Genomic DNA, 12,215 nt, shown 5'->3' with positions numbered 1-12,215 from the left:
TAGGAGTTTAGCTTTGGTAAATAATAATTAGCACAAGAGCAATAAGGAGAGATAAAATGGATGATCAAGGGAATGTAAAAGTCTCTGTAGTTATTCCTTGCAGAAATGAAGAAAATCATATTGGAAAATGTATACAATCTATAATAGATCAAAGCTACGATATAGATAATATTGAAGTTATGGTTTGTGATGGATGTTCAGATGATAACACTCAAAAGATAATAAAAGAATATCATATTAAATATCCGCAGATAAAATTAGTGGTAAATGAAAAAAGAGTAGCACCTACAGCAATGAATTTAGGAATAAAAGCCTCTTCGGGGGAGATAATTGTAATTTTTGGTGCTCATGCCTATATGGATAGTGATTATATCAAAATTTGCGTAGAAAAATTAAATGGTTCTGATATTGCTTGCGTAGGTGGAAGGATCATAAATATTAGTGAAAATAGTATGGCAGAGGCCATATCTTTCTCTATGGGTTCGCCATTTGGTGTAGGAAATGCATTGTTTAGATTTTCAGAAAAAGAACAGCTTGTGGACACTGTTGCTTTTGGCGCTTATAGAAGAAGTATATTTGATGAAATAGGATATTTTGACGAAGAGCTTGTACGCAATCAAGATGATGAATTGAATTTTAGAATATCAAAGAGTGGTAATAAGATACTTCTAGCTCCAAATATAATATCTCACTATTATACGAGGGGATCTTTTGGTAAGCTTTGGACACAATATTTTCAGTATGGCTTTTGGAAAGTTAGAGTTATTCAAAAACATAAAAAGCCAGCAGCAGTAAGACATTTAATTCCATTACTATTTGTTCTAAGCTTAATTTTAGGTACTATAGTAAGTCCATTCTTTAAGGTAGCTAGATATCTATTTTTAACAGAATTAATAGTGTATTTATTAGGTGCTATTACATTTTCACTAAAAGCTTCGGGTGGAAAATTTAAGTATGTACCTCGAATGATAACAGCCTTCTTGATATTACATTTAAGCTATGGAATTGGATTTTTAGAGGGATTAATAGTATTTTACTGTTTGAGATCTAATAAAGCCGTTGAAAAAAATACAAAATCATCAAGATGATTTTGTATTTTTTGAAATGAGATGGGAGAGTTAAAGTGGAGTTTTATAAAAAAACACTATTTATATTAACATGCGTTTATATTATGTTATTACCTTTAATTCCAGATGATATTATGTTTAATGGAATAGGTTTCACTGATTTAATTTTAGCATTAATGATTTTTGTCTACATAATAAGTATAGTTGTTTCTAAAAAATGTAGAGAAAATTTTATCAATGGTATTGTAAATTTTTTTACAGATAAACTAAGTATATTTATAGCAATACTTCTTGCTATAATGCTAGTATCTACTATGTATGCTGTAGACAAAACATTAGCATTAAGCGAAAGTGCTAGGTTTATAACCTATATCTTTATGTATTTTATTATAAAATATGAATTTAATAATAAGAAGCAAATAAAAACTTTATTAAAATGTTATATATTTACTTCCCTTATACTAAGTTGTATAGGGATTTATCAGCATTTTACAGGGTTTGGACTTACTGAAAAATTTACAAAACCAAGCGCCTTTGGAACAGGTATAAGGATTGCTTCCACACTATTTAATCCAAATACTTATGGTGCCTATTTAATATTGATAATTTTTCCAGTGATTATGCTCTGCATTTATGAAAAAAATAAATATAAAAAAATAGTGTATACTTTTCTTTCAATATTATTACTTACTAATTTATTGATGACACTTTCTAGAAATGCATTTTTAGGCTTTGGGCTTGGGGTATTAGTACTTGCACTAATTTATAGTATTAAGTTGATTTTTGCACTTGGTGGCTTTAATATTTTAATGTTTTTCATTCCTTCTGTTTTTCAAAGACTTAAGGATGTTACTAATTTATCTCAAGATGAATCAAGAATTAAACTTTGGAAAACAGCTATAATGATGATAAAGGAACATCCACTTTTTGGTGTTGGTAATGGAAATTTTGTTACTAGATATAATGAATATATAAAAAAATATAAAGAATTGAAATATCAAGAATATCAAAATTACCCAGGTCATAATTCATATTTGAAGGTGCAAAGTGAACTTGGTATAATTGGAATTGTCTCCTTTTTAGGAATAGTGACAACAGCTCTATGTAGAGTGAAAAAATTGTATAATACAACTAAAGATAGATTTTATAAACCATTTTACATGGGTGTAATGGCAGGTATGGTTGCTTTTCTATTTATGAATTTTTTTGACAATTTATTTTTTGTACCTAAAGCGACAACTTATTTTTGGTTCTTATTAGCTACTGTAGAAGCATTGTTAAACAATCGCCCTAAAGGAATATATGAGGGGAGTAAAATATAATGTATATCATGATCATATCGCGGGGATTTCCAACAAATAAATATAAGATGAATGGTATATTTGAATTTGACCAGGCTAAGGCATTAGCTAAAGCTGGCTCAAAAGTGGTTTTTGCCGCAATCGATATGCGCTCCATAAGACGGTGGCGTAAATGGGGGATGGAACGACATGAAATAGATGGTGTTAATGTTTATGTGATAAACATTCCTGGAGGAAGGCTGCCTAAAGCAATTTTGTACAAAATTACTAGTATAGGTCTGAGTATTCTTTATAAAGTTATATTAAAAGAAGTGGGTAAACCAGATATACTTCATGCACATTTTACTGATTTAGGTTATGCAGCAGTGAAACTGAAACAACAAATAAATGTTCCTCTTGTAATAACTGAACATTCTTCACTTATTAATAAGCCAGTAATAGAGAAACAACTTTTAAGCATTGCTAAAGTGGCATATGAACAAGCTGATGCTGTCATTGCAGTAAGCCCAGCGCTTGCAAATGGTATAAGAGATAAATTTAATAAAAAAGTACTGTATGTTCCTAATATTGTTGATACTGACTTATTCACCTGTGCAATAAGAGGAGAAGGCGAGACATTTAATTTTGTATCAATTGGAAATTTAAATTATGGGAAAAGAATGGATTTGACCATTGAATCATTTTATACTGCTTTTCATGATTTACCTCTTGTGACCTTAACAATATTTGGGGAAGGTGAGGAGCGAGCTAAATTAGAAGGCATTATAAAAAGGCATAGCTTAGAGAACAGAGTTGTACTTATGGGTATGTGTTCTAGGGAAGTTATTACGGAAAAGCTAAAAAGTACTGATTGTTTTGTCTTAGCTTCGCGTTCTGAAACCTTTGGAGTTGCTTATATTGAAGCCTTAGCCTCTGGAGTTCCGGTAATAGCTACTAAATGTGGTGGACCTGAAGTATTTATTCATGAAAAGAATGGCTGTATGATTCCAGTGGATGATTTTAATGCATTAGTAAGAGCCATGGTATATATATATAAAAATAATATGATATTTGATAGAGAAAAGATATCTGCTGAGATAAAGCTTAAGTTTTCACCGGACTGTGTTTCAAAAAAATTATTGGAAGTATACAAAGATGTGATTAAATTTTGAATCATACATTAAAATTTAATTATAATTCAGAAGGGGTATGTCTTACTTTGATATACCCCTTTTGAATTGTCTAGTCTGTTGTATTTCGTAAAAAAACATGAGATTATTTTGATGTGACCACTGATGTTATGATAGTTGTTGTAAATAATAAAATATGATATTATTAGTGTACAAATAAATGTAAAAAAATTGATATCTCACTTAAATATGCAGGAGAAGGTAGGAATAAACGATGAATAATAGTAACACTATAAATATAGACAAGAAAATATACATTGAGAATAAAAAGTTTCAATTCACTCTCAAGAGATTAATGGATATAATATTATCAATGCTTGGTATAATTATATTATCACCTATATATTTAATTATTATTATTGCTATTAAATTAGATTCTAAAGGACCATCTATATTTAAACAAGTTAGAGTTGGTAAGGATGGTAAGGATTTTACTATTTTTAAATTTAGAACTATGATAGTTCAAGCTGAAAGTAAAAGAGAACTCAATATAGATCCAAATGATTTAGAAAATTTTGTATTTCAAAGTAAGTCTGACAATAGAATAACTAAGCTTGGGAACTTTTTAAGACGTAGTAGCTTAGATGAAATTCCACAACTTTTTAATGTCTTGTTTGGACAAATGAGTCTCGTAGGCCCGAGACCTGAAATACCAGAAGTAGTTAATTATTATCCAGAAAGCTATCGTCAAAGATTTCTAGTTTTACCAGGGATTACTGGGCTTGCACAGATTAGTGGAAGAGGAGAAATTGAACTGGGAAAAACTATTTTTTATGATTTGAAATATATTATGGATTTCTCTGTGGTATTTGACATAAAGATTCTCTTTTTAACAGTGTTATCTGTATTTAAAAAAGAAGGAGCTTATTAATAATTGTAAAAATAGTTAGTTTAAACATTATATATACTGAAGTTTTTAAAAAAAAGTAGATTATTTGGAGGAGTTTTATGACAACAATGATTTTTCAATATAAAATTTTTAATGACAACATAGAAGCATTACTGAGGAGTATAAATAATTTTGAAAAAGTACATATTGTTTCAGGAAATCCAGAGGTTCTAAACAGCGGACTACAAAATAATATCTTGCTAGACAATTTCACTAGTGAAAGTTCTATCATTATTCCAGATGGAATTAGCACTGTAATATGTTCAAAAATAGTAGGGCAACCTGTGAAAGAAAAAATTGCGGGTATAGAGCTCATGGATTGTTTAGTGAAAAAATGTGAAAAGGAAAACCTTGGGATATATTTGTTAGGTTCTACAAAGAAAACAGTTGATATGTGTAATATTAATTTACAAACCAAATATCGGAAATTAAATGTTTTAGGCAGTCATGATGGATATTTCGATTTGGACAACTGTGAAGAATTATTGGAGGAAATAGAAAAAGTTAGTCCTAAAGTAATATTTGTCGCAATGGGATGCCCAAGGCAAGAGTTATTCATAGCAAAGTATATGGACAGACTTCCATGCAGTGTGTTTATGGGAGTTGGAGGAAGTTTTGACATTATAGCTGGTAACCTTAAGCGGGCACCAAAATGGATGATAAATATAGGAATGGAATGGTTATATAGGGTTGTAAAAGAGCCCTTTAGAATTAAAAGATTGGTATCTATACCTAAGTTTATTTTAATGGTTTTAAAGGATAAGTACAAGCGAGAATAAATATAAAGATGAGTATGAGGAGGCGAGCCACATTAAAGTTTTACATATCATATCTGGCAATGACAATGGAGGGGGTGGAAACCACGTATTAAACATATGCAATAAATGTAATAGTAATTTTGAAAATATAATTGGCTGTGTAGGAGAAGGTCCACTTTACTCAAAAGTTAAAGCTATGGATATTGGATATAAACTTTTCACTAAAAAGCTTAATAATATGGAACTTATTGAATTCATAAACAATAATTCCATAAGTATAGTAAATTTTCATGGAGCAAAACCATTTTTAATGCATTTAATTTTAAAAAGAAAAATAAAGGTACCTACAGTAGCTGTAGTTCACAGTGATTTTAGATATGATTTTCTTAATAATAAAATAAAATATTATATTTTTACTCCTCTTAGTATTAAGGGGTTAAAGAGCTTTAATAATTATATTTGTGTATCCAATAATTTAAAGAAGTTATTAGAGGAAAAAAAATTTAAAGGAAATAAAGCGGTTGTAAACAACGGCATAGATATAAAGAAAATTGATATTGTGACCTCAGCAGAAGATATGAGAAATAATTTAAAATTAAACCAACTGGATTTTGTATATGCTATGGTTGCAAGATTACATCCTATAAAAAACCATAGGGGAGTAATGCTGGCCTTTAGTAAATTAACACTCCAGTTTGATGATGTAAAATTGCTTTTAGTTGGTGAGGGGGAGTTGCGACCCCAGCTAGAAAAATTAATAGTGGATTTAAAACTAGAAAATAAAGTTATTATGGTTGGAAATGTAACAAACCCTATAGACTATATAAATTGTTCTAATGTTAGTGTTTTGGCTTCTTTAAGTGAGGGTGGAGCACCACCGTTAACTGTTTTAGAATCAGGAATTGTAAAGAAAGCCACAATTTATACTGAGGTTGGAGATTTAGAGTGTATATTGGATGTAAATAGTGGATATAAAATAGAAAGCCGAAGTAATGAAAGTATTTATAATGCTATGAAAGCAGCCTATTTTGATGTGAATAATTTAAAAGGAAAAGGTGAAAATTTATATAATATAGTTGTAAAAAGATTCACCATAGAAAAGTTTTGGGAAAGTTATCTAAAAATTTATAAAAATATAATAAAAAAATAATTACATTTTTTGTTTGAAAATTACACATACTAAAATTAAAGGAGTGTGATTTTATGGAATTTTATGATGTAGTTAAAACAAGGAAAAGTATTAAAAAATTTAGGAATACCCCAATAGATAATGAAAAATTAGCTAGAATGATTAATGCAACAATGATGGCCCCTTCATGGAAAAACAATACTTCTTATAAGCTTATTCTAGTTGATGAAAAAGAGAAATTAGAACAAATTTCAAAGTCTATAATTAATAAGGATAATTCTGCAGCTCAGTCAATATTAGATGCACCAATGACTGTAGTTATAGTTTCAGATCCTAATGATTCTGGCCAAGTAGAAAACAAAGAGTATTATTTAGTGGATAGTGCCATAGCTTTAGAACATTTTGTTTTATCAGCTACTAATGAGGGATATGGAACATGTTGGATTGCTGCAATCCATGAAGATATCATTAAAAGCACTTTATCCATTCCACAAAAATACAAAGTAGTTGCCATGACACCTATTGGAGAAATTGCTGAAAGTAAAGAACATAATGATAAAAAAGCTGTCAGTGATTTTGTGTTTTTAAATACATGGGATAATGCTTATTCTTAGAAGTATTTAAAAAAGGTTTTGGTTGATTTTTAAAAACCCTAGGTCTGCATGCAGGCCTAGGGTTTTTAAGCGCTTTAATAATATTAATTATAAATTTATGATTAAAAGATGAAAACTTAATATAAAGATGATACAATTTAAAAGCATGAGATTATTATTTTATGCATCTTTTATTAAAATGGGGGGATTACTTTGGAAAAAACAAAAGGAATTTTATATATTGTTTTATCTGCTATTTCTTTTGGTATTATGCCAATACTTGCAAAATTATCGTATAGAGGAGGTGCTAATACATATACCACATTATTTTTAAGATTTTTTTTTGCAGCAATTATGCTTTTATATTATTTGAAATCTAAAGGAATATCACTTAAATTAGCTAAAAAACAAATAATTTTAGTGCTAATAATAGGTGTGTTTGGATTTGCATTTACGTCCACAAGTTTATTTATGTCCTATAATTATATAAGTATTGGAATGGCAACTATGATTTTCTATACATATCCTGCTATTGTTACTTTATTTTCATATTTGTTTTATAAAGAAAAAATCTACACTAGAAAAATCATATCTTTGATTATTTCCACAATAGGTATTTTTATTTTAATTGATAGTGGGAGTGATACTTTCAATTTATTAGGGGTAATACTGGCAGGTATAGCTGCAGTGCTATATTCATTATATGTGCTAGGTGCATCTCATAAAGAATTTAGGAGTATTAACAGTTACGTTTTAACATTTTATATCTCATGTGCGTCCGCAGTTGTAATGTTTATAGCAGCAATTTCTACTAGTAATTTCAATATGCATATATCTTTTTATGCAATGGTAGCAATTTTATTATTAGCATTAATATCTACGGTAGTTGCACTAATGGCATTTTTAGAGGGAGTCAGAATTATAGGTCCATCTAAGGCGTCAATTTTTAGCACAATTGAACCTATTGTTGCATTAACATTAGGAATACTAATTTTAGGGGAGTCTATATCAGCTAGGATTGTAATTGGAAGTATATTGATTTTAATGTCTGTATTTATATTAACAAGAGAATAATTAAATTTATAACTTATTTAAAGTTATTGTTCCAACTTGTGGAACGGGAAAGTGTTTTTCAAATGAAATTGTAAAAACTATAATGTTACTAAGGGCAAATGCTCTTGCAAAAGGATATTCTGGAATAAGGCTAAGTACAGTAAAAACATTAATAGAAATGATTAATAAAGGCGTAAATCCAATAATTTCTGAAAAGGGATCACTTGGAGCATCAGGAGATTTAGCTCCATTAGCTCATATGGTTATACCAATGCTTGGAGATGGAGAAGCGGAATTTGAAGGGAATATCTTGCCAAGAAAAGAAGCTATGAAAAAAGCAAATATAGAAATTGTAGAGCTTACAGCTAAAGAAGGGTTGGCACTTATTAATGGAACACAAGTTATGACTGCAGTGGGTGCGCTAGCAGTATATGATAGTATAAATCTATTGAAAATAAGTGATATTGCTGCAGCATTAAGCATAGAAGCACTACGGGGTGTAAAAGATGCCTTCGATCCTAGGACACATGACATAAGGCCTCACAAGGGTCAGATTCAAACAGCTAAAAATATCCTGAATCTTACTGAGGGAAGTACATTTATAACCTCTCAAGGCGAGATTAGAGTGCAAGATGCCTATTCATTAAGGTGTGTACCTCAAGTTCATGGTGCAAGCAAAGATGCATTAAAATACGTTGAAAATGAGGTTGAAATTGAAATTAATTCAGTTACAGATAATCCAATAGTTACGGAAGAGGGAGATGTCATTTCTGGAGGGAATTTTAATGCTGAACCTATGGCAATAAGTTTTGACTTTTTAGGAATAGCAATGGCTGAGATGGCAAGTATTTCAGAAAGAAGACTGGAGAGACTTATCAATTACCAATTAAATGATTTACCAGCTTTTTTGGTAAAAGAAGGTGGTTTAAACTCTGGGTTTATGATAACTCAATATGCTGCAGCAGCCTTAGTGTCTGAAAACAAGATTTTAGCACATCCAGCTTCCGTTGACTCTATTCCCTCATCTGCCAATCAAGAGGATCACGTAAGTATGGGAACTATAGCAGCAAGAAAAGGTAGAGATATTATTGAAAATGTTCAAAGAGTTTTAGCAACTGAGATTATGGAAGCCTGCCAAGCTATAGACTTTAGGGAAGGATATACACTAGGGTTAGGGACAAAGGAAGCTTATAAAGTTGTACGGGAAAATGTGGATTTTATTGAAAGTGATAAAGTTATGTATATTAATTAGATAAGGTTACTAATTTAATTGCAGATGGTTCTATTGTTGAAAGAGTTGAACAAAAGGTTAAGGTATTAGTTTAAATTAAAACAATAAACGAATTGCGTTTTGAGAAAGGAGAATACAGCATGTTAGATGAAAAAACTGTTAAAAAATTTATTAATGAGTTAGGTTCGAATTCGCCTGCACCAGGAGGTGGAAGTGTTGCGGCTCTTGGTGCATCACTGGCCAGTGCATTAGGTGCTATGGTGTTCAATTTAACTGTAGGTAAGAAGGCTTACAATGAATATAGCGATAAAGATAAAATGCTTGTGGACAAAGATTTAGAGCAATGTCTTATGCATGAGGACAAATTTTTAGAGCTAATGAACAAAGATACAGAGTTCTTTTTAATTCTAATGGCAGCTTTTAAACTTCCAAAGGAAACAGAAGATCAAAAGAAAGTAAGAAGCGCAAAAATTCAAGAAGGATATCAAAAGGCATTGGAAATTCCTTTAAGTGTTGCAGAGGAATCATACAAAATATATGGATATGTTAAAACTGCAGCAGAGTTAGGTAATAAAAATGCAATATCAGATGCTGGAGTTTCTGCTTTAATGCTTCAAGCATCCATTGAAAGTGCAATTTTGAATGTTAAAATAAATCTCTCTAGTCTCAAAGATGAAACTTATAAACGCGAGATTAAAACAAAATGTGATGAATTAGTAAAAAAAGGAAGAATAAAAAGAGATGAAATATTATCTATTGTTAATGAAAGCATGTAAGAGTTGTTTAATAAAATATAATTAACTGTGAATTTTCAGTATGTAAAAACTATGAGTTCGCAGTTTTTTATTGACATTTAATAATAGAAAATGATGATTTACTATTAGGTATATGAAAATAAATTAAGTACTATATAGTTCACCATAGTGGGCATTTATGATATACTTTAAAAGACTTTTAAGTTTCAGATAGGTGGGGAATAATAAATGTTGGATTTGTTCAAACAAAAAATATGTGAATTATATAATATCATTTTAAGTCCAATAGATGATATGTTTAAAATAACTGCATTAGAAAATTATAAACGGGAAATAGAATTCACACATCAGAAAAGCTTTGGTGAAGCTTATTATGAGTTTATTAAAAATAATAAAGAAAAAGGTACAGTTTACACTCCAGGACCAATATCCTCTTATATGGTAGAGAAAACTATAAAAGCGAAGCAGATAATAGAGAATCCTTATATAAAAATTGTGGATCCCTCTTGTGGTACAGGAAATATATTAATTTGCTGTTTTAAACTTCTTAGAAATTTATTTATGGATAATTTAAACAAAATAAATGAGAAAAATGGATTGAATTTAGACCATCAAAGTATTGATGAACATATAATAGCACATAACTTATATGGTTTTGATATTGACGATATAGCTGTAAAAATCCTAACTATAGATTTATATGATTTAAGTAAGGGCAGAATATGTAGTAATATTTTAAATGTTGATTTTTTATTATATGAAAATGAACTCAAATATGATATTTTCATAGGAAATCCACCCTATGTTGGTAAAAAATCTATAGATAAGGAATATGCCTCATATTTGAAAATTAGGTATAGGGAAGTGTATAGAGATAAAGGAGATTTATCCTATTGTTTTTTTAAAAAGGCATTAGAAGACTTAAATAAGGGTGGAAAGTTGACTTTTATTACTTCAAGATACTTTTTAGAATCACCAAGTGGAGAAGATTTGAGGAAGGTTTTAAAAGATATATGTACTATAGACAAAATCATTGATTTTTATGGTATAAGACCATTTAAAAATATAGGGATAGATCCAGTAATTTTGTTTATAACAAATAATCAAGATGAGAATAGTGAAATTGAAGTTGTGAAACCATTAAACATAAAAGGCAAAAACAGAAAAGAATTTTACAATAGTGTATTTCTGAAAAATGGGAATGAATATAATAGTTTTCTTCTTAATAAAAACAAATTAAATAACAAGGGTTGGATTTTAATAGATGAAAAAGAGAGAAATATAATAAATAAAATTGAAGAAAGAAGTTTTACTCATCTAAGTAATATGTGTAATAGTTATCAAGGCATAATAACAGGGTGTGATAAAGCTTTTGTAATGAAAAATGATATTGTTATAAGCGAAAACATAGAAAAAAATATAGTAAAACCATGGATTAAAAGTAGTTATATAGAAAAAAATTTGGTTTCAAGAGAAGATAGTTATATAATATATTCAGATTTAATCCATAGCCCAAAAGAATATACTAATGCAATAGCTCATATTGGGTTGCATAGGGAAAAACTATTAAAAAGAAGAGAATGTCAAAGAGGTATTAGGAAATGGTATGAGCTTCAATGGGGCAGAAAGCAAAACATATTTGAAGGTGAAAAAATAGTATTCCCATTTAAAGCCAGTAGTAATAGATTTGCCCTTGACAAGGGAAGTTATTTTAGTGCTGATGTTTATGCATTGATATTAAAGGAGGATGTACCCTTTACTTATGATTTTTTATTGTATTTATTAAATAGTAAAATCTATGAATTTTACTTTAAAACATTTGCAAAAAAACTGGGTGAAGATGCTTATGAGTATTATCCAAATAATTTAATGAAATTATGCATGCCAATTATGATTGATTTTAAGGGCAAGGACGAAAATTATTTATATGATTATTTTCAATTTAGTGAAGAGGAAAAAAAGATTATACTTGGTGAAGTATAATCTTTTTTTATTGTTGTGCGCCCGGCATGGGTGCAATCTAATGGGTGAAAGTCCCTAGCGCGGGTTAATAGTGCCAAGTGCATAGCTTAAGACAAGGGTATTACTCGGATAATTCAGATTATCCTACTACTCAGATAATCTGAAGGAAGTCGGCGGCCAAACTCTGGTCTGACGAACAGAAACTACATATAAGGCATATGCTTGTGGGTAAGTTTGCAATACAAAACGAAGCCCAAAACTATTCAAAACAAGTGGTGTAAATGTAGCAGATAGATGGAGTGAAAGAT

At 29.7% G+C, this 12,215-nt stretch carries 10 protein-coding genes and 1 pseudogene; all 11 read left to right on the top strand.

The annotated features are described in order from the left end of the window. Window positions 1–56: 56 nt before the first annotated feature. The 11 genes and pseudogenes from ACREVU_RS15815 to ACREVU_RS15765 all read left to right on the top strand — a co-directional run bounded on the left by ACREVU_RS15815 (window position 57) and on the right by ACREVU_RS15765 (window position 11,928). On the top strand, window positions 57–1,088 hold the full coding sequence (locus ACREVU_RS15815; RefSeq protein WP_431552570.1) for a glycosyltransferase family 2 protein: 1,032 nt from the start codon (window positions 57–59) through the stop codon (window positions 1,086–1,088). Window positions 1,089–1,123: 35 nt separating this feature from the next. Then, window positions 1,124–2,389, top strand: a complete 1,266-nt coding sequence (locus ACREVU_RS15810; protein WP_431552569.1) for an O-antigen ligase family protein — start codon at window positions 1,124–1,126, stop codon at window positions 2,387–2,389. Beyond that, a complete protein-coding gene (locus tag ACREVU_RS15805) occupies window positions 2,389–3,519 on the top strand; it encodes a glycosyltransferase (protein ID WP_431552568.1) in 1,131 nt (376 codons plus the stop codon). Before ACREVU_RS15810 ends, ACREVU_RS15805 begins: the two co-directional genes overlap by 1 nt. A 232-nt stretch (window positions 3,520–3,751) precedes the next feature. Further along, a complete protein-coding gene (locus ACREVU_RS15800) occupies window positions 3,752–4,408 on the top strand; it encodes a sugar transferase (protein WP_431552567.1) in 657 nt (218 codons plus the stop codon). 77 nt (window positions 4,409–4,485) lie between these two features. Next, window positions 4,486–5,205: a WecB/TagA/CpsF family glycosyltransferase gene (locus ACREVU_RS15795; protein ID WP_431552566.1), complete on the top strand. Its 720-nt coding sequence runs from the start codon at window positions 4,486–4,488 to the stop codon at window positions 5,203–5,205. Between the two features lie 175 nt (window positions 5,206–5,380). Further along, window positions 5,381–6,334, top strand: coding sequence for a glycosyltransferase (locus ACREVU_RS15790; protein ID WP_431552565.1), 954 nt, complete (start codon window positions 5,381–5,383; stop codon window positions 6,332–6,334). 53 nt (window positions 6,335–6,387) lie between these two features. Next, a complete protein-coding gene (locus ACREVU_RS15785; RefSeq protein WP_431552564.1) occupies window positions 6,388–6,927 on the top strand; it encodes a nitroreductase family protein in 540 nt (179 codons plus the stop codon). A 192-nt stretch (window positions 6,928–7,119) separates the two neighbouring features. After that, window positions 7,120–7,980: a DMT family transporter gene (locus ACREVU_RS15780; protein WP_431552563.1), complete on the top strand. Its 861-nt coding sequence runs from the start codon at window positions 7,120–7,122 to the stop codon at window positions 7,978–7,980. 22 nt (window positions 7,981–8,002) lie between these two features. Beyond that, a pseudogene (gene hutH / locus ACREVU_RS15775) lies at window positions 8,003–9,285 on the top strand (histidine ammonia-lyase); the annotation flags it as partial. 45 nt (window positions 9,286–9,330) lie between these two features. Next, window positions 9,331–9,966, top strand: a complete 636-nt coding sequence (locus tag ACREVU_RS15770) for a cyclodeaminase/cyclohydrolase family protein (protein ID WP_431552562.1) — start codon at window positions 9,331–9,333, stop codon at window positions 9,964–9,966. 207 nt (window positions 9,967–10,173) lie between these two features. Then, the gene (locus ACREVU_RS15765; RefSeq protein ID WP_431552561.1) at window positions 10,174–11,928 is read left to right on the top strand and encodes an Eco57I restriction-modification methylase domain-containing protein; all 1,755 of its coding nucleotides are present in this window, start codon (window positions 10,174–10,176) and stop codon (window positions 11,926–11,928) included. The last annotated feature ends 287 nt before the right edge of the window (window positions 11,929–12,215 follow it).

The sequence above is a fragment of the Clostridium sp. genome (assembly GCF_050717535.1).
Taxonomy (GTDB): domain Bacteria; phylum Bacillota; class Clostridia; order Clostridiales; family Clostridiaceae; genus Clostridium_AD.
Note: the sequence above shows the minus strand (reverse complement) of the source record. Positions and strands in the feature narration are given on the sequence as shown.

What these genes read in the sequence shown, in the direction of transcription:
- ACREVU_RS15815 (WP_431552570.1), top strand. Translation starts at nt 57, where the DNA reads ATGGATGATCAAGGGAATGTAAAAGTCTCTGTAGTTATTCCTTGCAGA.
- ACREVU_RS15805 (WP_431552568.1), top strand. Translation starts at nt 2,389, where the DNA reads ATGTATATCATGATCATATCGCGGGGATTTCCAACAAATAAATATAAG.
- ACREVU_RS15800 (WP_431552567.1), top strand. Translation starts at nt 3,752, where the DNA reads ATGAATAATAGTAACACTATAAATATAGACAAGAAAATATACATTGAG.
- ACREVU_RS15795 (WP_431552566.1), top strand. Translation starts at nt 4,486, where the DNA reads ATGACAACAATGATTTTTCAATATAAAATTTTTAATGACAACATAGAA.
- ACREVU_RS15790 (WP_431552565.1), top strand. Translation starts at nt 5,381, where the DNA reads ATGGATATTGGATATAAACTTTTCACTAAAAAGCTTAATAATATGGAA.
- ACREVU_RS15785 (WP_431552564.1), top strand. Translation starts at nt 6,388, where the DNA reads ATGGAATTTTATGATGTAGTTAAAACAAGGAAAAGTATTAAAAAATTT.
- ACREVU_RS15770 (WP_431552562.1), top strand. Translation starts at nt 9,331, where the DNA reads ATGTTAGATGAAAAAACTGTTAAAAAATTTATTAATGAGTTAGGTTCG.
- ACREVU_RS15765 (WP_431552561.1), top strand. Translation starts at nt 10,174, where the DNA reads ATGTTGGATTTGTTCAAACAAAAAATATGTGAATTATATAATATCATT.